29 protein-coding genes are annotated in these 22,781 nt (G+C 49.4%); 10 read left to right on the top strand and 19 right to left on the bottom strand.

Annotation, left to right across the window (positions count from 1 at the left end; translation table 11 throughout):
- Positions 1 to 10: 10 nt before the first annotated feature.
- The 7 genes from rpsQ to VJ579_02475 all read right to left on the bottom strand — a co-directional run bounded on the left by rpsQ (position 11) and on the right by VJ579_02475 (position 3,775).
- On the bottom strand, positions 11 to 304 hold the full coding sequence (gene rpsQ / locus VJ579_02505) for a 30S ribosomal protein S17 (GenBank protein HXK37914.1): 294 nt from the start codon (positions 302 to 304) through the stop codon (positions 11 to 13).
- Between the two features lies 1 nt (position 305).
- Positions 306 to 494: a 50S ribosomal protein L29 gene (gene rpmC / locus VJ579_02500; GenBank protein HXK37913.1), complete on the bottom strand. Its 189-nt coding sequence runs from the start codon at positions 492 to 494 to the stop codon at positions 306 to 308.
- A 7-nt stretch (positions 495 to 501) separates the two neighbouring features.
- The gene (gene rplP / locus VJ579_02495; protein ID HXK37912.1) at positions 502 to 924 is read right to left on the bottom strand and encodes a 50S ribosomal protein L16; all 423 of its coding nucleotides are present in this window, start codon (positions 922 to 924) and stop codon (positions 502 to 504) included.
- Between the two features lie 8 nt (positions 925 to 932).
- Positions 933 to 1,763: a 30S ribosomal protein S3 gene (rpsC, locus tag VJ579_02490; protein ID HXK37911.1), complete on the bottom strand. Its 831-nt coding sequence runs from the start codon at positions 1,761 to 1,763 to the stop codon at positions 933 to 935.
- A 1-nt stretch (position 1,764) separates the two neighbouring features.
- Positions 1,765 to 2,238 (bottom strand): 50S ribosomal protein L22, encoded by a 474-nt coding sequence (rplV, locus tag VJ579_02485; protein ID HXK37910.1) that lies wholly within the window; start codon positions 2,236 to 2,238, stop codon positions 1,765 to 1,767.
- Positions 2,238 to 2,582, bottom strand: a complete 345-nt coding sequence (gene rpsS / locus VJ579_02480; protein HXK37909.1) for a 30S ribosomal protein S19 — start codon at positions 2,580 to 2,582, stop codon at positions 2,238 to 2,240. The genes rplV and rpsS overlap by 1 nt, the downstream gene beginning before the upstream one ends.
- A 506-nt stretch (positions 2,583 to 3,088) precedes the next feature.
- Entirely contained in the window at positions 3,089 to 3,775 is a 687-nt protein-coding gene (locus tag VJ579_02475) for a hypothetical protein (GenBank protein ID HXK37908.1), read from the bottom strand.
- 69 nt (positions 3,776 to 3,844) lie between these two features.
- On the opposite strand from VJ579_02475, the gene VJ579_02470 reads away from it, so the two are divergent.
- Entirely contained in the window at positions 3,845 to 5,566 is a 1,722-nt protein-coding gene (locus tag VJ579_02470; protein HXK37907.1) for an FG-GAP-like repeat-containing protein, read from the top strand.
- 46 nt (positions 5,567 to 5,612) lie between these two features.
- On the opposite strand, the gene queA is transcribed toward VJ579_02470, so the two are convergent.
- Complete coding sequence (gene queA / locus VJ579_02465; protein ID HXK37906.1) at positions 5,613 to 6,692, bottom strand: tRNA preQ1(34) S-adenosylmethionine ribosyltransferase-isomerase QueA; 1,080 nt, start codon at positions 6,690 to 6,692, stop codon at positions 5,613 to 5,615.
- Between the two features lie 79 nt (positions 6,693 to 6,771).
- Between queA and VJ579_02460 the strand changes: the two genes are divergently transcribed.
- On the top strand, positions 6,772 to 7,902 hold the full coding sequence (locus tag VJ579_02460) for a CapA family protein (GenBank protein HXK37905.1): 1,131 nt from the start codon (positions 6,772 to 6,774) through the stop codon (positions 7,900 to 7,902).
- A gap of 154 nt (positions 7,903 to 8,056) precedes the next feature.
- A complete protein-coding gene (locus VJ579_02455) occupies positions 8,057 to 9,478 on the top strand; it encodes a hypothetical protein (protein HXK37904.1) in 1,422 nt (473 codons plus the stop codon).
- Between the two features lie 63 nt (positions 9,479 to 9,541).
- Here the strand turns inward: VJ579_02455 and VJ579_02450 are convergent, their stop codons facing one another.
- On the bottom strand, positions 9,542 to 10,147 hold the full coding sequence (locus VJ579_02450; protein ID HXK37903.1) for an alternative oxidase: 606 nt from the start codon (positions 10,145 to 10,147) through the stop codon (positions 9,542 to 9,544).
- Positions 10,148 to 10,242: 95 nt separating this feature from the next.
- Between VJ579_02450 and VJ579_02445 the strand changes: the two genes are divergently transcribed.
- Both VJ579_02445 and VJ579_02440 read left to right on the top strand, forming a co-directional pair.
- On the top strand, positions 10,243 to 10,869 hold the full coding sequence (locus VJ579_02445) for a type II secretion system protein (GenBank protein HXK37902.1): 627 nt from the start codon (positions 10,243 to 10,245) through the stop codon (positions 10,867 to 10,869).
- Between the two features lie 36 nt (positions 10,870 to 10,905).
- A complete protein-coding gene (locus tag VJ579_02440; GenBank protein HXK37901.1) occupies positions 10,906 to 11,457 on the top strand; it encodes a prepilin-type N-terminal cleavage/methylation domain-containing protein in 552 nt (183 codons plus the stop codon).
- A 41-nt stretch (positions 11,458 to 11,498) separates the two neighbouring features.
- Here VJ579_02440 and VJ579_02435 read toward each other — a convergent pair whose 3' ends face one another.
- Both VJ579_02435 and VJ579_02430 read right to left on the bottom strand, forming a co-directional pair.
- Positions 11,499 to 12,038 (bottom strand): hypothetical protein, encoded by a 540-nt coding sequence (locus tag VJ579_02435; GenBank protein HXK37900.1) that lies wholly within the window; start codon positions 12,036 to 12,038, stop codon positions 11,499 to 11,501.
- 104 nt (positions 12,039 to 12,142) lie between these two features.
- A complete protein-coding gene (locus VJ579_02430) occupies positions 12,143 to 12,709 on the bottom strand; it encodes a hypothetical protein (GenBank protein HXK37899.1) in 567 nt (188 codons plus the stop codon).
- A gap of 192 nt (positions 12,710 to 12,901) precedes the next feature.
- Here VJ579_02430 and VJ579_02425 point away from each other — a divergent pair, with 192 nt between their 5' ends.
- Positions 12,902 to 14,377 carry a hypothetical protein gene (locus VJ579_02425; protein ID HXK37898.1) on the top strand — a complete coding sequence of 492 codons (1,476 nt, stop codon included), beginning with the start codon at positions 12,902 to 12,904 and terminating at the stop codon, positions 14,375 to 14,377.
- Between the two features lie 2 nt (positions 14,378 to 14,379).
- Entirely contained in the window at positions 14,380 to 15,036 is a 657-nt protein-coding gene (locus tag VJ579_02420) for a hypothetical protein (GenBank protein ID HXK37897.1), read from the top strand.
- Positions 15,037 to 15,079: 43 nt separating this feature from the next.
- Here VJ579_02420 and VJ579_02415 read toward each other — a convergent pair whose 3' ends face one another.
- Positions 15,080 to 16,390 (bottom strand): HAD family hydrolase, encoded by a 1,311-nt coding sequence (locus tag VJ579_02415; protein ID HXK37896.1) that lies wholly within the window; start codon positions 16,388 to 16,390, stop codon positions 15,080 to 15,082.
- Between the two features lie 22 nt (positions 16,391 to 16,412).
- On the opposite strand from VJ579_02415, the gene VJ579_02410 reads away from it, so the two are divergent.
- Positions 16,413 to 16,943, top strand: a complete 531-nt coding sequence (locus VJ579_02410; GenBank protein HXK37895.1) for a cob(I)yrinic acid a,c-diamide adenosyltransferase — start codon at positions 16,413 to 16,415, stop codon at positions 16,941 to 16,943.
- A 26-nt stretch (positions 16,944 to 16,969) separates the two neighbouring features.
- Here VJ579_02410 and VJ579_02405 read toward each other — a convergent pair whose 3' ends face one another.
- On the bottom strand, positions 16,970 to 17,233 hold the full coding sequence (locus tag VJ579_02405) for an alkylphosphonate utilization protein (protein HXK37894.1): 264 nt from the start codon (positions 17,231 to 17,233) through the stop codon (positions 16,970 to 16,972).
- A 131-nt stretch (positions 17,234 to 17,364) separates the two neighbouring features.
- Here VJ579_02405 and VJ579_02400 point away from each other — a divergent pair, with 131 nt between their 5' ends.
- The gene (locus VJ579_02400; protein HXK37893.1) at positions 17,365 to 17,862 is read left to right on the top strand and encodes a hypothetical protein; all 498 of its coding nucleotides are present in this window, start codon (positions 17,365 to 17,367) and stop codon (positions 17,860 to 17,862) included.
- Between the two features lie 80 nt (positions 17,863 to 17,942).
- Here the strand turns inward: VJ579_02400 and VJ579_02395 are convergent, their stop codons facing one another.
- Complete coding sequence (locus tag VJ579_02395; protein ID HXK37892.1) at positions 17,943 to 18,218, bottom strand: hypothetical protein; 276 nt, start codon at positions 18,216 to 18,218, stop codon at positions 17,943 to 17,945.
- Positions 18,219 to 18,301: 83 nt separating this feature from the next.
- Between VJ579_02395 and VJ579_02390 the strand changes: the two genes are divergently transcribed.
- Complete coding sequence (locus VJ579_02390; protein HXK37891.1) at positions 18,302 to 18,877, top strand: hypothetical protein; 576 nt, start codon at positions 18,302 to 18,304, stop codon at positions 18,875 to 18,877.
- Between the two features lie 646 nt (positions 18,878 to 19,523).
- Here the strand turns inward: VJ579_02390 and rplB are convergent.
- The 5 genes from rplB to rpsJ all read right to left on the bottom strand — a co-directional run bounded on the left by rplB (position 19,524) and on the right by rpsJ (position 22,637).
- A complete protein-coding gene (rplB, locus tag VJ579_02385) occupies positions 19,524 to 20,372 on the bottom strand; it encodes a 50S ribosomal protein L2 (GenBank protein HXK37890.1) in 849 nt (282 codons plus the stop codon).
- 27 nt (positions 20,373 to 20,399) lie between these two features.
- Positions 20,400 to 20,768 (bottom strand): 50S ribosomal protein L23, encoded by a 369-nt coding sequence (locus tag VJ579_02380; protein HXK37889.1) that lies wholly within the window; start codon positions 20,766 to 20,768, stop codon positions 20,400 to 20,402.
- 4 nt (positions 20,769 to 20,772) lie between these two features.
- A complete protein-coding gene (gene rplD / locus VJ579_02375; protein ID HXK37888.1) occupies positions 20,773 to 21,459 on the bottom strand; it encodes a 50S ribosomal protein L4 in 687 nt (228 codons plus the stop codon).
- Between the two features lies 1 nt (position 21,460).
- Positions 21,461 to 22,075 (bottom strand): 50S ribosomal protein L3, encoded by a 615-nt coding sequence (gene rplC, locus VJ579_02370; GenBank protein ID HXK37887.1) that lies wholly within the window; start codon positions 22,073 to 22,075, stop codon positions 21,461 to 21,463.
- Between the two features lie 262 nt (positions 22,076 to 22,337).
- A complete protein-coding gene (gene rpsJ, locus VJ579_02365) occupies positions 22,338 to 22,637 on the bottom strand; it encodes a 30S ribosomal protein S10 (protein ID HXK37886.1) in 300 nt (99 codons plus the stop codon).
- Between the last annotated feature and the right edge of the window lie 144 nt (positions 22,638 to 22,781).

Genomic DNA, 22,781 nt, shown 5'->3' with positions numbered 1-22,781 from the left:
TTGCGGATAATTAGTTGCGAACTTGTGCGCGCACCTTAAGGTACTGCTCAACGTCCTGTGTTCCAATCTTCTCCACGATAGCAAACTGCTTGTGGCGAGAAACTGGAGCGATAGCCTCCATGCGCACCTTATCACCAATCTTGTAGGTGTTGGTTGCATCATGCGCCTTGTAGCGCTTCTGGAGCTTAATGTACTTCTTGTACTTTGGGTGCTGCTCGTAACGGGTGACCAAGACAACGCGTGTCTTGTCCATCTTGTCGGAAACAACAACACCATTGAGTGATTGCTTTTTTGTGTTTTCCATATTAGTTGGCACCCTTACGTGCGGTTAACAAACGTGCGATCGTCTTGCGGAGCGTGCGGCCCTCGCGAACGTTCTTCACGCGGCTCCCTGCCATACCGACACGGAATTCGCGAAGCTTAAGGCGAACCTCAGCAAGCTCCTTCGTGATCTCGGTTGGAGTGAACTTTGAAATTTCTGCGTATTTCTTCATATGTGATTTAGATTACGCGAGTGACGAAACGAGAGCGCACGGAAAGCTTTGTGCCTGCCTTACGAACTGCCTCCTTAGCGAGCACTGGATCAACTCCATCGAGCTCGAAGAGGACGCGTCCAGGAAGAACTTCGCAAACGAAGCCCTGTGGATCTCCCTTTCCCTTACCCATGGGAGTCTCTGCACCCTTTGCGGTGTAAGGACGATCTGGGAAGATGCGGATAAAGATACGACCGGTCTTACCAATCGTGCGTGAGAGCACGCGACGTGCTGCCTCGATCTGATTTGAAGTGATGCGCGCTGCGCTCTCAGCCTTCAAACCGTACTGACCGTAAGCGAGAGTGATACCGCGAGACTCCGTGTGCGTAAAGCGAGGATTCCAGCGATTACTCTGCCACTTACGATGCTTAACCTTCTTCGGAAATAACATAGGCCGAATTAATTAGTTGTTGCGGCTGCTGCTCGTGGAGCACGTGGCGCATGTGGTGCTGCCGCTCCTGCTGCTCGTGGTGCGCGGGGACCGCGTGAATCACGTGCAGGGCGGCTATCGCGACGACCATCGCGACGGTTGTCATCGCGGCGTGGTGCGCGCTCTTCGCGCTGCTCCATTCCATCGAAAACTTCACCCTTGTAAATCCAAACCTGAATACCGATGACACCGTAAGTCATGAATGCCTTCTCGCGTGCGAACTCGACGTCTGCACGGATAGTCTGGAGTGGAAGATTTCCACCCTTCACGAATTCGCGGCGTGACATTTCTGCACCACCAAGGCGTCCTGAGATCTCGATGCGAGCTCCCTTAACTCCGTAGGTCTGCATGACACGCTCAAGCGTCTGCTTGATGACGCGCTTGAAAGGAAGGCGCTTCTCGAGACCCTCTGCAACCATCTGTGAGACGATTGCGGCATTTGCCTCTGGAGAACGAACCTCCTCGATCTCAATACGAATGTCCTTTGGAGCCTGAAGCTTCCAACGAGCACACTTACTGAGGATATCTGCCTTAAGCTTGGTTGCACCCTCACCCTGGCGTCCGATTACGAAACCTGGACGGCCGGTCTTGATGATGATCTTCCACTGCTTGTCATTGCGCTCCATTTCGATAGCTGCAATGTGCATACCGCGAAGGCGCTTCTCCATGTACTGACGGAGAAGAACGTCTGCGCGAAGGTTTGCCTGATAGTCACCACGATTGGTGTCGGCGAACCAGCGTGACTGCCATCCGCGGATGGTGCCAAGACGATGTGCATAGGGATGTACGTGATGTGACATATTACTTGGTCTTCTTAACAGTCTTCTTTGCTGGGGCATCGACCTTTGCCTCCTTCTTTACTGTGGTCTTTGCAACCTTGGTTGCCTTAACCTCCTTTACTGCCTTTGTCTCCTTTGTTGCTGGCTTGATAGCTGCAACATCCTCAGCGAGCTTGATGATGACATGGCTCGTGTGCTTGTGGATAGGAAATGCGCGACCGTAAGCGCGTGGCATTGAGCGCTTGAGTACTGAGCCCTTGTCGACGCGGATCTCCGCGACGCGAAGCGCCTCAACATTCATGCCGAGTGCCTTTGCATTTGCGACTGCAGATGCGAGGAGCTTGCCGATCACTGGAGCTGCGCGCTTTGCGCGGTGCTCAAGCTCTGCGGTAGCCTGCTTAACCTTCATTCCGCGGATGAGACCTGCGACGAGACCCATCTTACGTGGTGAGGTGCGATAAGCAGAAAGTTTTGCTGTAGCGTATTGCATAGTCATTACTTCTTCTTAGCATCACCGGAAGCCTTTGCTGCCTTTGCAGCAGTAACCTCAGCAAGCTTCTGCTTCTGCTCAAGTTCCTTCTGCATCTTACCTCCGTGGCGAGTAAACTTACGAGTCTGTGAGAACTCACCGAAACGGTGGCCCACCATATCCTCAGTAACCTTGACTTCAATGAAGTCCTTTCCGTTATGGACACCGAACGTGAAGTTGAGCATCTCTGGAGAGATGACCGACGCACGTGCCCATGTCTTGATGGTACCTACATCCTCTGGACGCTTACCCTCAATCTTCTTGAGGAGGCGGTCGTAGACGTATGGTCCCTTTTTGAGTGAACGCGACATATTTGTTGAATGAAGATGTTCGATCGAAATCGAACACCTGTATGTTCCTGCCGAATCTTACGAAGGATCACCGACACGAGGGAGGATGTCGTATAGCTTCTCTAAGAAGACCCGGAGTTTAACGATACTTATAAATGCCTGAGGACGGACAGGGACGAGTAGGAAGGATGCGTGCACCCAAAACCTGAACCTTTACCGAGACCTAAGACCGCGTATTGACATAGAAATCTAACGCCCCTGATCCTCCCACGGCGTAAGAAATTTCCTTATTCAATTTGCTTGGATACGATACTACTCCCATTTTTTGCTTTTGTCAATCGATTTTAGCCTTATTTAGCACTATTTATTGAATTTTTTCCGCAAAGTATAGTATTGGACCAAATGTCCTATAGATTCTATTAGCAAAATTGCCTTCTTGGCTAAAGGACACAATATTTTACTCATATTTTAAGCCATATAGGAAAAACAAAAGCCCCGAACATATTCGTTCGAGGCTCAGCAGTGTACTATTTCCCGCGTGCGTGCCAGCTCTCAGCAAGCAGTTCACGACCATATTTCCAGTGCAATGAAAGTTCGATGACTGCACGACGCACCACAAGTGGACGAATACCATCGAAGTCCACTTCGAATGAAGCGCGACCTGCGACATCATCAATCTTGCGACCGCTGGCAAGGCGCAGCTGCATCAACCGAGCCCAACGCTCAGCGTACGCAACCATGCTTTGGCCATAGCCGCAATTGTCGACATTCGTCTCCTTCATCAAAAGCCAGCGTTCCTCATCGACCACCTCTATGGGAGGCGCCTCCGCGAGGAGTGCTTCAATGTCGGCACGCAAAAGCGGGACAGAGAGATCCTCGATAGGAATATCCTTGGGATACGGACCAACTTCGCCCTCGAGGCGCCCGTTGAGCGCACGAAGGAATTCATCGAAGATGAGACGCGGACTTGAGTCGTCGCGAACGGTGATGGTCACTCCACTCATCGTGAAACTCGCAGAGTAATCAGGAGACAACTTCGCAGAAGAAATGGCGCGCTCGATCGTGCTTACGATTCGTGCACCTTCGTCAACCTCAAGGGTCGCGGCAATACGCATTGCACTAACCTCCCCCGCGCGCTCTCGCGGATCAAGCGATGGACAGATGCCATCAAGATTTTTGAACAGATTCTGCGCGGATAGTAACACTGAACGCATTCAAAGTAAAGAAGCAGAAGCCACGATCAGCTGAAAGAATCTCATATGTTATACTATAGTATATATAGTATGCGCTCCACACAATTCTCAAGTACTAATATAATGACAACAATGACTTCCCCTCATCCTCAATCACGAGATTCTCGGGTGCGAGGTTTTACGCTCATCGAACTTCTCGTAGTCATCGCGATTATTGCGTTGCTTTCATCAATTGTTTTTGCTGCACTTACAACGGCAAAAGCAAAAAGTCGTGACGCACGCAGACTTGCGGATCTTTTCATGATGCACAAAGCGATCAGTATATATGAAACTTTTGCCTCAAATCCAAGCTATGGAGCAGCAAATACTGTCTATACATCACTCCCTGACACATCATCAACCTGTGACAATCTAGGACTCCCATCATTACAGCCGGGGTGGTCATACAACTGCGTGCTCGCCACGACACTCAAAAACACAGACGGGACAGGTTGGCTCCCCATCAACCTCTCGGGTACAGCAAATGATGCATTCATCAAAACCCTCCCCATTGACCCCATAAATAATAAAAATAATTACTACACCTACATTGCGCCGCAAAATAATCAACTACATGTCCTAGGAGCTTCGAGCATTGAGGCACCAACCGCAACAATGGACATCAACAGCACTGGAGGTCTTACGGTCGGAGCTTTCGCATCATTTGCCGCAGCAACCGGAGCAACTTCAACTACAGGCGGAGGAGGTAGCGGTGGTGGACCAATAGCATACGCATTTAACCCCTATGCAAAAGTAGATTATGGAGTAAATACGCAACCACGCGCAGTGGTCATCGGTGACTTGAATGGTGATGGAGCACAAGACCTCGCAGTAGCGAACTACGCATCAAATAATGCTTCGGTGCTGCTCAATAAAGGAGACGGCACTTTTAACGCAAAGGTAAATTATGTATCAGGCACTCAGCCCGACTCGATAATCCTTCTCGATGTAAACAATGATAGCAAGCTCGATCTTATCACCGCAGATTATGGAGATCATACAATTTCCATTCTTACAAATAAAGGAGATGGTACATTTAATACACGAGTAATCTACCAAACAGAGACCGCAACCTGCAATTCACGCTATCTCGCAAGTGGCGACCTTAATAGTGATGGTTTTCTCGACATCGCGGTAGCGAATTACTGCAGTGGAAACGTAGCCATTCTTATGAATAACGGCAACGGCACTTTTGCAGCAAGAGTCACCTATCCCGCAGGAGGGAACCCTGCGGGCGTCGCTATCCAGGATTTCAATGGTGACAATAAGCCAGATCTTGTACTTGTAGGTTTTATCGCGACGAACAATGTATCAGTCTTGATGAATAATGGCAATGGCACCTTTGCACCAAAAGTAACATTCTCAGCAGGTAATACTCCGATATCGGTTGCAACCGATGACTTCAATAGTGACGGAAAGATTGACCTCGCGATAGGAAATTATGGTTCTAACTCTATCTCTATCTTCGCCAATGCAGGTGATGGTACCTTCCCCTCAAAAGTTGATTATCCTACAGGGGTGAATACATATATGGTTTCAGCGAAAGATATTAATGGAGACAACAAGCCAGACCTCGTCGCAGCAAACTATGTTTCAAATACTATTTCGTTATTCATAAATAATGGGGATGGCACCTTTGCCACAAAAGTCGACTTCCCGACAAATGCAAATCCCGTTGATGTTGTGCTTGGTGACCTTAATAACGATGGCCGTCCAGATATTGTGCTCACAAACCATAACTCTGCAAATATTTCTGTATATATAAACAGGTAGCAAAAAACGCAAAAACACTCACCAGATGGTGAGTGTTTTTTATTTTCTACAAAATCAACATTCCATCCCCAAAAGAAAAGAATTTGAAATCCTCTTTCATTGCAATTGCGTACAGCTCCTTAATACGACGACGTGCACCCTTCGCTTCAAGCATTGCATCCACAAGGAGCATGAGTGATGAGCGCGGCACATGGAAGTTTGTGATGAGTGCATCAGCTATCTTGAACTGGTACGGAGGATATACGAATATATCCGTTGGCTTGCCATGTTCTACGGCGATACGGTAATGAGTCTTCCCTTGCGCATCAATATGATCGATGACCGCCGCAGACTCAATAGTACGCAGTGCAGTAGTGCCCACAGGAATTACCGTAACCCCATCGGACTTTGCCGCATTGATAAGTGCAGCATTATCTCCGTCGACGGAAAAATATTCGGTGAAAAGCTTCTTCGATGCGAAGTTCTCCGGACCGATTGGCGCAAACGTTCCCGCGCCCACATGGAGCGTCACTTCTGCGCGCTGCACACCTTCTTCTTTCAGAGTCTCAAGGAGTCCATCAGAAAAATGGAGTGATGCGGTCGGAGCAGCAACAGATGCAGGGACTTTTGCGAGCACGCTCTGATACTCTTCTCGGAGCGCTTTCTCATTCAGTGAAGACCCCTTGATATACGGAGGAATTGGTGTTACCCCTTCAGCATCCAAAAGTGACCAAATCTCTAGAATCGGGAAACTTGGTTTAAAGAAGAAAAACTGTTCTTCCTGGTGATGTACTTCGAGCCAAGCACCATTCTGGAAATAGAGCTTCGCACCTGGCACGATCTTACGATCCACTACACCCTTGATATAACTATCTCCCTCGCGATACTCATTCATCATAAGCAATACCTCGATCTTTCCCCCCGTCTCCTTCTTGAGCCAGAGACGCGCAGGAATCACGCGCGTATTATTGAATACGAGCAATGTATCCTTCGGTAGATGCGCACGAATGTTTGCAAAGGTATCAAAAGTAATCTCATCCGTAGCAGTGTTGTAGACGAAAAGTCGCGCACTCTCCCTCGGCTGCGCAGGATCTTTTGCGATATGTTCTTCCGGCAAATCGTAGTCGTAATCATCAAGCGAAATCATAAACCCATAGTACAAGAAGTCATCTCTTTTGCAACAATCACACGCTTTACTCTTTGTTAATTAGCGGTACTATAACTCTATGCAGGCGCGCAAACATCACCTCTATATAGGACTTCTTATCGTAGTTATATCAACGGTAAACGTTTTTATCTTCTCAAATGCACTTGGCAAAGTCATTGGGCGCACGGGTCCTATAACATTCAGTGGGGGCATGCTTGCTGCTACTCCCACAAATCCAATCATTAATGTCGCCACAACAACAGACGAGGCCACAACCACTGAGGTCGTTGCACCTTTCAAAAAGAGTACCAATTTTGCTCCAATGAAACTCCTTCACTTTGGTGATGCGATGTTCGATCGTGCAGTGCGCAAAACCGTTGACAATGGCACCGACCTCTTCTCCAGTCTTCGCGCTATGGACATCATGAGTGACTATGATATCCGCATGCTCAACCTTGAGGGACCTATCATTGCAATGCCGCGCAGTGAATGCCAGCAAAAGGAGCTGAATTTTCAATTCCCTACTTCAACCGCAAAGCTACTCAAGTCTGAGGGATTCAATGCGGTGACCATTGCAAACAATCACATGCTCGACTGCAATCAAGCCGGGATTGATTCGAGCATGAAGTATTTACTCAATGCGGAAATACTTGCAGCGGGTTACCCACAAATCGACAGTACGTGGGTCGAGTCTCGCAATGCGAGCGGAACCCGTATCGCGATTGTCGGACTCGATGCAACAATAGGCGCCATGTCACTCGAGAAAATCCCTACGCTCATCGCAAAACTTAAAGGTTCACATGACCTCGTACTTGTCACCGTACACTGGGGTGACGAATATGCACCTCGTGCGAATGACACTCAAAAAATTCTTGCGCATCGCTGGATCGATGCAGGAGCAGATGTCATCATCGGCAACCATCCGCACGTCATAGAAAATATTGAGGTCTATAAGGGACATGCAATATTCTACGCAGTCGGTAATTTTATCTTCGATCAAATTGGAGAAAAACAAAACGAAGGAGTCGGCGTTGGCATGAGCCTCTACTCAGGAAGTAGTGAGTTCATGCTCTATCCCTACAAGATAGTACGCGCAGTACCAACGTTCCTCTCTCCCGTTGAGGCAAATCAGTGGTGCACAAAATACCTTGGAGTGATGCCCAACATCAGCCCAAGCGGATGCGCGTTTTCACTCTCTACTGTTCAATAATTTCCAAAACCACCTCTGGTGGTTTTTGTTTGACGCAACCCTCCTGCGTGCTATAACAATAATGAAACAGCGCGCATCACCCATCGTGGGTGATGTACAAAGCTGCGTTCTTTCTTTACTGCGGAGAATACTCCGCCGAGCAACGGGAGCGACAATGGTCGCCATATCTACCCCTCCCCCCTTCTTCACCGGCACCTACCAAGAAGTCGGTGACCGTATCCTCGCGGCAGGCGTCGATGAATTACTCGACGCAATGTCCGGTGAGACCTACAACTGGGGTGGACTCATACTCCGCCTCCTGATCGAACAGACTCCGTTCGCGGAAGTCGAGACAGGCAGTACTCGCGCCGGACTCTTTCTGCGCCACAAGCTCCTCTGCGAGAACTGGGACCTCAGTGATGCTTTTGCCGAATACGGCGAATCGCTCTGGTCCTTGTTCGCAAAAGAGATGCGGCGGATCCTTGATGACAAGGTCTACCCGGTACAGCTCATGTCACGCATCGGTTGTATCCTTTCGGCACATCGCTCACCGATCCATGATCACTACATTTCGTACATCAGGGAGCACATGGATGAGTCTCGGGCGCTACGGATCGCTGCTGCGCTCAACTCAACTTGCGACTGGTACAAAGTGACCATGTTGCTCAAGGGAACATGGAGGGGTGATGAGGCTGATTCCAATGCGATCCTCATTGCAGCCTTCGACCTGATGAGCGAGCTTGATGCGACGATCGAATCAACGGAACTCCTTCGGCTCGTCGCGAATACGCGACTACTCCCTGAACTGCGTGCCGCGGCATTCAAACTGCTCTCCGAGAGGAAAGAAGCGGCACACGACCTCATTCCGTTCGCCCTCCTCGCAACGATCGAGAGTCCGGGCAATGCGGCAGCGCTGCACTCAGCATGCTGGAGAGCACCGCGACTGCTTCCCGAATCCGTCCTCTTATTCGTGGGCAATAAATTGCTTGCAATCGACACCGACCGATTCGAGCGGCAGGATGCAGGCTCCAGACGCTGGGTTGAGCGCAACATCCGAATGCATACTGCCATCGCGAATTACTATCTGAACCTTCCAGAGCACTTGCGCATCGCAATCATGAGTAGCGAGCAGCACCAACCACTTGCGATCAAGTTCGCATCAATGATGACGCTCATGCACCTGAAAGAAAGGGTGTGTGAGACTCCACTTGCGATAGCAGCAGAAAGTACATTCGGGGAGGTCATCTGGGATGAGTCTGCACTCTCGAGCATCATGCTCTTGTACGACTACACCCATGTGCCCGGCCGCCCCAAGTGGTCAGAACTATCCAATGTGCTCCCCCAGTACAGGGAGCAGATTACCGCAACAACACGCTCTATTGTGCGCAATCTCCGAATTACCGGAAAACACGGCGACTGGCCCACCGCAAACATCATCGTGCGCTTCCTCAAGGTGGCCTGGAAGAATGCGACCATCATTAAAAGAAATGATAAGATTCTACTCAGGGACATCCTTGAATCACTAAATGACACGCGCTTCCTCGATGCATATCGAGACCTGCGAAAGTTCTTGAAAATTAAGAAAGTTATCAAGTGAATCACAAAACACACGAGCGCTTCGGCGCTCGTTTTTCACTAAAAAAATAAACACGGGTGGTGTTTATTTTTGATCTGCAATCGCGTGGTTACGATCGCGATTTTTCGCAGTATCCGCAATGAGTACATTCACGAGTTCGACAAGTGTCGCTTCTTCACCAAGCTCCCAGTATTGGATAGCAACAAGGGGTGCAGGAGCATTCTCCGAAGCGCCACAAAGCAATTCGAGTAACCAGTCGGCGTAAATACCCGCAAGTCGCTCTTCGCTATACGCGATAAGCCGATGCGCAGCTGAAGGCGAAATGATATACAGCAAACGAAAAAGTGGTACATAGATGAACTGCATCTTCCAGATGGCTGTACGCCCTAGCCAAGAGAGTGTCTGTACACGCTTGAGTACCAAAAGATGCAAATGTTCACTACTTGCCTCTCCAAGGAGATCCTCGATACGCGCACGATCTGCACGAAGATTACGCAGTGCAGTATACTGCAAATGTGTAGCTGCTGAGGTCAGCATTGAAGATAATGTGGCTTCAAGTACAAGTGCATGTTCAGCATAGCTCGAGTGGAATACTACTTTTGCAGTACGATATACGAAAAGCACGAGGCCACGCGAGAGATAATCACCAAGCGTATGTGGATGATGTTGCGCAAATGAATCACTTTCCATTACTCCATAATAACATGAGAACAAAGAAAATGAGTGCACAAGCGCGCACCATCTTTTATACTTCATTATTTATACTATCGTGGTAAGATATACTCATGAAATCTTCACGCGGCTTTACATTAATTGAGCTCCTTGTTGTCATCGCAATCATTGGCATTCTTTCGAGCGTCGTGCTTGCAAGTCTTACTACTGCACGTAAAAAATCTCGTGACGCGCGACGCATTGCTGATTTTACACAAATTACACTTGCGCTTGAACTCTATAATGATGCGAATGGATATTATCCACCTATTCATCAGGCCTATGCACCTGAATGTTCTACCCCACCATGTTGGGACACGCACGGTTACGATGTGAGCAATAATACCGGATGGACAAGTCTCCAAGCTGATCTTGCTCCCTATATACCAAGGCTCCCCGTCGACCCACTCAATAGTGGCTCTGCGAGTGATGTCATCAATGGTGGCAAGTGCACTCCATGGCAAGCCAATTGCTATGTCTATGCATATGGCAACGTCGGAAGAACAGGAGTAAATGCGGTGAACCTCCAGGCAACGCGTCCAAATACCTACGACCTTATTGCGCAACTTGAGGATGCGAACAATCCCCAATCCTGTAAAAACAATAATACTTCGTATGGCTCAGGGATAGCACTGCTTCTCGTGAAATGGTGTAACGGCGGAGAGAATGTCGACACTATATATGACCCTTCGCCGAATTAAGCTCTTATCAGTTTTCACTCATGATAAAATACACCAATGAAAATTAGCACGCGAAAAGGCTTCACACTCATCGAGCTCCTTGTTGTCATTGCGATCATTGGCATTCTTTCGAGCGTCGTGCTTGCTTCACTATCTTCTGCACGCAGGAAAGCAAAAGAGGCGCGCATCATTTCAGATATGGAACAGATAAAAATTGCCCTCGAACTCTACAATGATGCGAATGGATTCTACCCGACTGGAGGATACGCGGGAGTGGAAACGCGCACTGAGTGTACTTCGTATGGCGGGTTAGCGAACAATGCGGTCATTCCTGGACTCGTTCCCAACTATCTCCCTCGCTTCCCCGTGCAACCAATCACCAATGGCACGACTGCATGCTACATCTATCGTGTCGATCAATTTGGAACGGGGTATGCCATCCTCGCGCACCGTATGAGAGACGTTGACTCGAACTTTAACTACACGAGTCACCCCGAGCTTATTGACCCTTATCGCGACGGAGGAGTAAGTTCGACAACGGTCGACTACACTGACCCAGCGGGAATCTGGGCATGGAAGATGAGTACGGCAAATGCAATAGATTGGTAAAATAACAAAAGGCCCGCGGTTGCGGGCCTTTAACCTATTACTTAGCCTGAAAATGAAACTTTGCGCCCATCACAAGGAGAACAAGAGAACACACCATCTGCCCCCAGTGTGAGTTTCGCGACGTGACCACTAGTAGACCGCACGAAATATGACTCGCTAGGTACACACACGATCATGCCAAACTTAGCCTCTCCTAGCCTGCGAGAAGTACGCTTACTCGGGAGTCGCACATCGTGCATTCGCGGAATCGTGTACTCACCAGAGTTTCGCAGCGGGGCTCCCTCATCTCGCGTGTCGATGAGGAGAAGCATCTTCTCCTTGTCACCCACCTCGCGAGAGGCGAAGAGTCCACCTCGACCGTCGGATACGAGTGATAGGCGCGAAAGATAGTACAACATTTCGTCCTCTGTCTCACCGCGGTGAATAATGAGCGGAGGATCTTCGATGGTAATCGGCAGGACAAGCATACGCTTGCTGTCTGCATAAACATGGATGTTCTCGAGGTCATCCTTTCGGCAGACTTTGATGCCACTAATAATGTGCAGCTGTTCAAGCTCAAACTTCAGCGTAGCAGTGTGCATGGTGCACCTCTGGAGCACTTCTCGCTAAACCCTACGATATATTTTATATATTGTAAAGAGCACCCCGAAGGTGCTCTTTGTTATGCAAAATAGAGGAATATCTACTAGTTGCCACCGAATAGTCCTTTCAGGAAACCCTTTGGCTTTTGGACTGGGGGAGCAGTTGTAGGCAATGTGCCTGCATAGTAGCCTGCGGCCTGCGCTCGCTGTGGGCGATTATCACCAAAACCTTGTACAACAGGTGGCTTATTCTGTGGACGCTGATCACGAGGAGTCCACTTATCTTTACTCAAATCAACGGCAAGTTTGATGTGTCCAATCTCAGTATCATTACGCTCTTCTGGAGAGTAGTTCGCTGCATCATAAAGTTGATTCAACTTATCACGCTGCACAACAATGAGTGCATCGGCCTTTGCCTTTTCCTGCTTCTCGATCTCTGCAGCTTCAGCCTTTTCTGCAGCAACACGCTCGCCGATTTGCTGCAAAGCAGCTGCACCGAGCTCTGCGTTATTTTCCATCCCACGCATAGCCTCGATCTGCTCCTGTGTTGCCTCGAGACGAGGGCGGTCTGCCCCTGCGTCTACCGTGTAATCTGCACCACCCTTCGTTAATTCGATATCTGAGGCGACGCGCTCGCGTGCCATCCCTGCACCACTTTCTTGGTTTGCCATGATATTAATAGTTATGTACATAAGTATAAAGCAATTCCACTATTGAGCAATCTAAACGAAGACTGTAACATTCCATCGCGTGCATTCTTTCTTTCCTAGTATTTCCATTAAGTATGTAGACTTGATGTTATTGACAAAAGCACTTTTGCATGGTTATGTTACCATAGAAATTCTTTCAAAAAAGGAGCCTCTGTGCTTACCATTGCACTCTACGTCATCATCGCCGCACTCCTCGCAGGATTCATCACCGGAGCACTACTCAAGCGTTTCCACCCCTATCTGCGCATCACGCAAATAGAGTTCGTGACCGGTGCGATCGCAATCTGTACCATTCTCGTCCCCTCCACTGCGTGGATTGGATGGAAAATTGCACAGGCAAGCAATCTCACCTTCAACGAAAACTGGAACGGCTGGGAAAGCAGCGCGACGCGTGAGCTCATCAAGACTTCACGCGATGGACCGGGCCGCTGGACCTACGACTGCGATCCGTATGTCGTTATGGTCCCTTATGAGTGCGGCGACGGCAAACAGTCGCGAACCTGCTATCGTGCAGAGACACGCTATCATCAGTGCCCGTATACAACGTTCGAACTGAACTACAACGCGGGAACAACACTCGGTGATTACACTGTCGACTCATATCGCCTTCCCGAGAATCCCAACCAGCATCGCTGGCGGAGGTCGGTGCCTGTGCCGGACTACATCCAGCAGCGTGCGGGCGTCGGCGAACCGAGCTCATGGCGTGCTTTGCGCGAGCGACTACAGCAGGGACAACCTGCCCCAGTCACCACGCGTAATTCCTACGACAACTACATCCTCGCGAGCAATGAATCGCTCATGCGCAAGCACTCTGGTGATATCGCAGAGTACGAAGCGAAAGGCCTCATGCCGAAACTTGCACGCAATCTTTCGGGGTTCATTAATCCACAGCGCTGTTTCATCTTTGGCAACGTCCCCTTCAGTAATGGGTGGGCGCAATCCCTTGCGTATACCAATGCAAGTCTCGGCGATGTGCAGTGCGACCTCTACGTGATCATCACTAATGAAAAACTCATTAGTGGCAATCCCGACCGTTACATGCTCGCACTCCAAGCATACATGCTCGATTCTGGAAAGCACGGCAAAGATGCACTCGCGAAGAATGCACTTGTTGTGCTCATCGGCACTCGAGATAGTGGAGAGCATGTCGACTATGCACGTGCCTTTACCGGCATGCCCCGCGGAAACGAACGCCTGACCATCGCGCTCAATGAGCAATTGGCGGGAAAGCCTTTTTCGCACGAGCTACTCCTCGGAAAACCGATGAGCGTAGCAAAGTCGAGTCAGAACAATGTCGCTGATGATTCATTCTTTTCGTCCGTCGCAACGCGATGGAACATCAGCGTAATGAATCAAGCGCAAAAGGAGCCGGGAATAATCCCCCGTATCCTTATGGGCAAAGAAGTGCAAGGCGTCCGTTTCAAACGCGTCTCGATGACTGGGAAGGACGGACAAGGCGGTTACCTTTATCTCAAGAATGATATTCGCCTCGGGCGAGATCAGGAATGGTATATCGGCATCGCCGCATTCATCACCTCGTGCCTCATCTGGGTCCTCTTCGCTATGTGCGACGGAGACTCTTTCTTCAACGAAGTCTTGCGCAAGCTGCGCATACACATCAAGGAGTGATCATGAACGAGAATGCGAACGACAACGGATTCAGCTTCTCCTGGAAGAAGCTCAAGAAGTGGGTCTATGGTGCGATCGCGATCATCGCGCTCCTCCTGTCCTACTCCTGTGTGAACGACACGTACAACGAAAGCGTCCCCCAGGAGACCGCGCTGTCCGCGCTCTTCCTCAGCAACCAGAACGAGCTCAGCTCCTACGTCTCCGGGTTCTACGAGCAGGCCGGCATCGCGAACATGAAGAGCGACAAGATGACCAAGTTCATGACCGACGCCGTCACTGGCCGCTACGATAAAGAAGGTGGCGGATTCGATGGTTCGGCCATGGTCTCGATGATCAAGGAGGCCTACCCCGGCACGAACGAATTCGGAATCTATGACAAGATTCTCCCGTTCGTAAAAGCGGGTCGCGAGGCCTTCAAGGGAAAGCAGGACTACCTGCTCGACCAGATTCGCACCTACAACAATTGGCGTCGCAAGGGCTTCGCACGCGCATACATCCTCAAGTACTTCTTCCCCACGAACAACCTCCAGGCCCGCATCGGCGACAAGGTCTATTACGGGAAAGAAGCACTCGAGAAGATGGAACGCATCATCCTCGACAGCCAGACCAAGAAGGCCTACGAAACCGGCGTCATGGATCCGCTCCAGATGCCGAAGTGATTCAAGGAAATACAACAAAGCGCCGCAACATGCGGCGCTTTTTCTAGTACGAAATGAGCGAATGGATTTCGGAAATGTTTTCAAGTTCCACGAAGCGGCTACTCGCATCTTCGGAGAGTTCGTCGACAATTACACTCTCCGCTATCCATGTGGGGCATGGAATGAAGATTGCGTTCATGCCGAGTGCGAGTGCTGGTGCGATATCAGATGAGAACGAATTCCCTACCGCGATGCAGTTTTCGGGCACATAGAGCTCAGACTGCATCCCTGCTTTTGCGCGGAGGCTCGAGAGAATGTCTCGATACGTATCGCCATCCTTGTGATCGACGATGAAGATGTCATCAAACCAATCGCGAAAACCAAGGGCATTGATCTTGTTCTCCTGCACCCACTTTTCACCTTTGGTGACAAGTACCTGATGGTGCTGTACGGGAATTGCGTCCAAGAGCTCTTGTGCTCCCGGCACGAGTCCGAGCCGGGAATAATTCTCCACATCGAATGCACGCTTCCCAATCTCACGACACCGCTCTGCAACATTTGCATCATAGGTGCCGAACCCACGCGTGCAGAGCTGACGATACGTGATCATCAATGAATCAGGGAAACGGTCCGCCCCAAATCCATAGAGCTCACCCGTACGTGGGTTAGGCTTCTTCCCCAGTCCGCAATCGATGTCTTCCTGAATGCGTGCCATCGTCCCCAATGAGGGAATGCGATTTCCAAAGACCTCAGTGAGGTACTGAATGAAATCGATGATGGGCTGATTGTACGTCGTGCAATTCCACATGAGCGTATCGTCAAGATCAAACATCCAAATTCCAAATTCAAAGTGACGCGATAACAGTGACTTCTGCATGTGCTCCCTTTCAGAAATACTGCAATACAATGGCTCTACACGTAGACTACCGTACGTAAGGAGGCTTTGCAATAATCTGAGAATAATGAGCCATTTGACGTATGGTGCCGCAAAGCGTAGCATAGGCACAGACCCTCGTTCGCGCTGGCGAACAATACAGAAGGAGTGCGTATGACCTACAAAGAGGAGCGGAAGTATCTCTGCATACTGTGCGGAGTAGGCGTAGTCGTCGAGGCACGCAACGTCGAGACCACCGACGCGATTCCCGATCAGTGCAACTGCGACCTGAACAAGTACACCACCCTGCCCACGGAGGGCGGAAAGCTCTTGAAAGTGCGGCCCTCCGTCAGCTGGCGCTCTGCCTCCACAAGCAAGGCCGAAGCTGCGGGCGCGCTGTGCACCGAGTGCCTCGCGAGTCCAGTCACCAAGCCGCTTGTCCCCCACATCGCTTTCGAATGAATCAGCGAGCGCCACAAAGTGGCGCTTTTTCTCATGCAAAGGAACATGCTACACTTGTCCTATGCTTTATACAGGAAAAGGTGACGACGGAACAACAAGCGCATTTGGCTCAAAAGTACGCTTCTCGAAAAATTCCTCGATTACAGAGGCTCTTGGCACACTTGATGAGATAAACTCGTTTCTAGGACTCATCAAAGTACACAAACAAGTTGGCCTCGAGCTTGGTACCCTCATCGGGAATGTACAGAATAACCTCTTCATCGCGCAAGCAGAAACTGCTGGTGCAGACAAAAATATTGCACAGGAGTCAGTGACGGAAATAGAACAGATCATTAACGACATCGAAACTACCCTACCGCCAGTAAAAACTTTCTTCGTTTCTGGAGGAACCGAACTCGGAGCACTCTTCGATGTTGCGCGCACAATCGCGCGACGAGCGGAGCGTCGCATGGTTGCCGTGCACGACGAAGGCATCCTCGCACTCAATCCCTCAACACTTGCCTACCTCAATCGTCTTTCGAGCCTCCTCTATGCCCTTGCGCGCCAGTCGAATCACCGTGCAGGAATTAGTGAGGAAAGTCCAACGTATTAAAAAATGGGGTCAGACCCCATTTTTATTTATGCCTTCTTCACGTATTCTGCGCGAATCGTGAAACCCTTGATCTGATCAGTGCTACCACTGATACCTTCAGTACCACCCGTAAGGCGAATGTTCTTGATCTTAGTCCCCTTCTTAAAACCAACCGGACTTCCCTTTACCTTGAGATCCTTAATAACGAGCACAGTATCGCCATTTGCGAGCGGCGTACCATTCGCATCGACGACGACCTCGTCCTCATCCTGCTCATCCTCATCAACCTCCTCTTCGTATGGCTTTTTCATATTGCCCGCATAATAGCATAAATGGGCAGTAGAGAATAGTATGAGCAAAATAGTAACTGCTTACATTTTCTTGACCATTGTGTTATATGCGCTAGTATCAGCACAGTTTGTTCATGCACATTGGAGACGGTATGCGTATCGACGAATTGCTCTATACGGAACGTGAGGGCAACACGATCCATCTTGGCGTCAAAGATTCCCACAACGCGATCTTTCTGCTTGGAACTTCCGTCCGCTCGAAGCCCGGAAGAAGCTTGGTCGAAGACCATAAGCGCATCACCTTCTACCCCGAAGAGGGCAAAGAAGGAATCATCGCGCTCTGTGTCCCGCTCTATCCACCCACGTTGCGGAAAAGACAGGATGCCGAACGCATCCCAACATTCCTCAAGCTTAGCTGGGATGAAGGCAGCAAACAACACACCCTCGCTATTCTGGAAACGTGGATCCTCCCCGAGCGCAGAGGATTCGTAACCGGCCATGGCATCTCGGTCACCCTGCAAGACGGCACGGATTTTGTTACCCCCTACGCAGGACTCCCGGGCACACCAGCCGACACCAATTTGCTCTGCAAGTATCTTGCTGGAGAGGTGAGCGACGACGACGTGCGTAATGCCGCCCTTAGAACATAAACAAATAAGTATCGCTCAGTAGAAAAACAAAAATGGGGCCAGGCCCCATTTTTTATTGAACAGTATTCTGTTTGTTATGACTACTCGATAATACAATCAAGCGCTCCATCACCACCATCCACCGGCTTGGCATAGGACCAAGCATAGCCCTCATTGGTGAGAAATTTCTTCGTCAGCGTCGGGATCTCCGGAGGCGCTGATCCATACCCACCCTTCCCGATGAGTATGCGCACCTTCGTCCCCTTCTTGTAGCTGCTGCGCAAATTCTTCAACTTCGCCGTCGCCTGTTTCATCGACAGCCTCTGCAGATCCAGCACCGCATCAGGTACAAATATATTTTTTGGGTTCTTGGTCACGTATTCATATTAGCACATGCCAGCTCAGTCCACACTCAAGTAGATAAAATTGAAGTATTGTTAGTTTGGAATATAATACCTATATGGCAACCCTAGAAGAATTGCAGATGCAAATCAATGCTTTAATGAAAATGCTTGAAGGAGCAACTCCTGTTGATTTCTTAAAAAGAGCAATTGATTGGCACAATAAAGCAAATATTGATTTTTTCATTCTATTCATGGTGGAGTATCTAGCGTTTGTATCACTCATAAGACAGCTATATCGAGGGGACGGGAAAGAGCGTAGCTCGATTCAAATATTAAAGGCTGAAACCACCGTGCAGCAGCATTACATCAATCAAATTGCTAAGGACTCAGTACTAAGAGGAAGCTGGCTTGAACTCATGAATGAACTTAATGATACTGGTCTTCAGGGTGATGCTGGCTGGTGGAACAACTCCTCCCGCAATAAGTTTATAGGGGTTCGCGATGATCGGGGAAACATAAATAACCAAGAAGATTGGAGCAATATGGTTGAGGTGTTGTATCAAATTCGTAATAATCTTTTTCATGGAACGAAAGATCCAAATTCGATAAGAGATCAAATTTTAGTTCGAAATGGATATTTCGCACTTAGGTCGCTAGTAGAAATATTAATCGAGAACACACCAAGAAACTAAAAAACGCTATTTAGCGTTTTTTAGTATTTATAAAAATTATGCGGAGGGCGGGAGTTGAACCCGCCTTGTCATCATACAGGGATGATGACAGCCCACTAAATGCCTACAAAAACTTGCATCAGAGGAGTCAAGAACCCTCCCCCGCATGATGACCTCCGTGCCGATCTTTGTAAAAATGTTCATTGCGATTATTTTTAGTGATTCGAATAAGCAGCAAATTGAAATTTCCGCGAGCACCTCGTTAGGCTGGCATTTACCCCGCTTGTAATAATAGAGTAGCACTAATATTTAATCTGTAAAATACAAGAAAATGTACCCGCTCAGATTTTTGCTTGCAGCGGCCTCGCTGGAGTCCGATAGTGTAAAGTGGTGCAGGGAGTACGAGCGGGAATCGAAAATGTGAAACATTTTCCCGCGAGTAAGCCGGAGCCATGTCGAGTCCTCGAGACGGCGAGGCGGGCCCGAGACCATACAATATTTTGGAGCCTTGCGAACAAAATATTGACATGAGTCGTGGGCGAAGCGTGAGGCCGATCCAAGCAAAAAGATGCGGCCGTCACCCAGCAGGTGAACGTAAAGAAAAAGTAATTTTATTTCCGCAAAACAAAAAACGCCCGAAGGCGCTTTTTGTTTTGTGGAAATAAAATTACTTTTTCTTTCCGACAACGCGACGCGTGACCACAAAGACATTCGAGTACTTCTTTGGTGAACGTGTCTTCTGTCCCTTTCCTGATGGCTTACCCCACATGGTCTTCGCACGGCGAAGTCCACGGCCCTGACGTCCCTCACCACCACCGTGTGGATGGTCAACGGGATTCATAGCAGTACCACGCACAGTTGGGCGAATACCCATCCAGCGATTACGGCCAGCCTTACCTTCGTTACGAAGCTTGTACTGATCGTTTGATACCTGACCGATAGTTGCCCAGCAGTTCTCTGAGACCTTACGGACCTCAGATGATGGCATCTTAAGGAATGCCTGTCCATCGTCGTTAGCGATAAGCTCAACGAAGTTACCAGCAGCGCGGGCTACCTTAGCACCTCCCTCTGGCTTGATCTCGATGTTGTACACGAATGTACCCACTGGGATCTTGCGGAGTGGAAGGCGGTTACCTGGAGCAATTGGTGCAGTCTCGCTGACCATGATGGTATCACCTGCCTTCATGCCCTTTGGAGCAAGAATGTAGCGGCGCTCACCGTCACGATATACAACGAGTGCGACGAAACCTGTGCGGAGTGGGTCGTACTGTACGGCCTCTACACGAGCAGGAACGTCCTTCTTGTCAAACTTGAAGTCAACAACACGGAGAAGCTTCTTGTTACCACCACCGCGGTGACGCATTGTGATGCGACCTGCGTTGTTGCGGCCCATAGCGCGCTTCTCACCCTTGACGAGTCCCTTTGGCTTTGCGGTCTGATCACCTGAGAGGAGCTCCTTGTAGGGAGTCAAAACGGTGTTACGACGACTTGGTGTAGTTGGTTTAAATGTTTTCATATGATTTTATGTTCTATTTATACCTAATTACACAAAGGCGATCGTCTCACCCTTCTTAACGTAGACCATTGCCTTCTTCATCCCTGGCTTCTTGACCTGGGTACGACCAGTCTTCCAATTCTTTGCATACTTCGTCGGTACGTTGACGATAGCAACCTTCACTGGAGTGATCTTGTAGAATGTAGCAACTGCCTGTGCGACCTGGTGCTTGTTTGCGCGTGCATTGATTTCAAATGCGTAAACGTTTTCCTCCGACTGCTTTGCTGACTTCTCAGTAATGCGTGGAGCGATGAGGACCTCAGAGAGATCGATACCACCCTGCTGGTGAGCAGGAACGATAACTACCTTCTCGTCTGTTGCTGCGACTGCAGCGTCTTTCTTTGAAAAAATTCCCATATGATTATTTTGCAAGCTTTGCCTCGAGTGCCTTTACAGACTCCTCTGGTGCGACAAGCACGAGATACTTATATGAAAGCACATCGACCGGATTGAGTGTGCTTACTGTTCCCATGAGTACATTACCCATGTTCTGGAAGCTCTTCTTTGCTGCAACGTCCATCTTTGGAAGTACAACGTAGAGAGCATTCTTGCGACGTGTTCCTACCTCCTCGAAACCAGCAATGGTTCCAAGCTTGGTCATGATCTCACGTGCCTCTGCTGTCTTTGGAGCTGCGAGTGCAAGCTCGTTAACGAAGAGGACCTGACCTGCTGCATACTTCTTTGAAAGTACAGAGAAGAGTGCGTTCACACGCATCTTGCGGTTGATCTTGACTGAGTAGTCCTTGTCATTGCGAGGACCGAACGTGACACCACCGTGGCGCCAGATTGGAGAACGTGATGATCCGTGACGAGCACGACCAGTTCCCTTCTGCTTCCATGGCTTGCGGCCACCTCCGGAGATCTCTGAGCGATCCTTTGTGTGTGCCCAAGGCTGGCGTGCATTTGCCTGCATACCAAGTACTACCTGGTGAACAAGGTCTGCATTCCATTTTGCACCGAACACTGACTCTGCGAGTGTGATGGTACCTGCCTTCTTGCCTGCTGCTGAGTAAACAGGTGCTTCAAGCGAAATTTGTGTTTTTGCCATATTAGTTACCAGTTACTTCGACAACAGTTCCGCGGCGTCCTGGTACTGCACCAGAAACAACGAGGAGATTATTAACGGGATCGACTGCGAGAATCGAGAGACCCTTGACCGTGACCTTGTCACTACCCATGCGACCTGGCATGCGGAGTCCCTTCATGACGCGCTGCATACCACCGGCACCGATAGAACCAACTTCACGCTCTGAGTGTGCCTGTCCGTGAGAACGAGGACCACCATGGAAACCGTGGCGCTTCACACCTCCCTGGAATCCCTTACCCTTTGAGGTAGCGGATACCGTGACGGCATCTCCTGCTGAGAAGACATCTGCGCCGATCGTCTGACCGACAGTGACATCGAGCTCACCATTCTTTGGACGGAACTCACGGAGTGTCTTGAATGAACCAAGATCCTTGAGTGCTCCGACCTGTGCCTTGTTGAGGCGCTGAGGAAGCTGCTTACCAAAACCAATCTGTGCTGCGACATAGCCATCGCGTTCAACGTTCTTGACTGCAGTCACGGTGATTGGGCCAGCTACGAGGACGGTTGCTGCTACACACTTGCCATCGGCGGTGTAGAACTGTGTCATCTGCTGCTTTGTTCCGAGAATATACTTCATAAATTTATTTTAGTTAATGATGATTTGTGGGAACCATCATGTCAGAGGGCCACGTCTACAATAAAGTAGACGTGGCCATGACTTAATAGTGCGTATGGGTAAACCCATAGGCGTAAAGAGTCTTGGACTCCAGTAGTTCCGTGAGCGGTTGCCTTGCGGACAACATCATCGAGGACTACCTATAATTTTCAATGCGGTGCATGTCATCACTGACATAACCATATGCTATTACAAGCACTGGTGTAATTTGAGCAAGCTCAGATTACATCATCTTCACATCGATGTTCACTCCTGACGGAAGGGTCAAGTTTGTGAGCGCCTCAATGATCTTCTGGTTTGGATTCAAGATGTCGATAAGGCGCTTATGAATGCGCATTTCGAACTGCTCTCGGGCATCCTTATAGACGAAGGTCGCGCGATTCACCGTATACTTGGTGATGTGGGTTGGAAGTGGGATTGGTCCGTGCACCGACGCCTCGAGACGAGCAGCCGTGTCCATGATCTGGCGCACTGAAGCGTCGAGGATCTTTGACTCGTATGCACGTACGCGGATGCGGAGCATGCCTCCTCCTTCTACCTTTTTCGCAGCTGCCTTCTTCGTTGTGTGTTCCGCAGTTGTCATATATTTCAGTAAACGTAGGATTTTGTTCTAATAATGATGGGACGAATCGTCACACCATTACGGGAACGATTACGAACATTTATC

The organism is Candidatus Paceibacterota bacterium, from assembly GCA_035583355.1.
In the GTDB taxonomy this organism is placed as follows: domain Bacteria; phylum Patescibacteriota; class Minisyncoccia; order Phycocordibacterales; family UBA6899; genus JAJZQJ01.
Note: the sequence above shows the minus strand (reverse complement) of the source record. Positions and strands in the feature narration are given on the sequence as shown.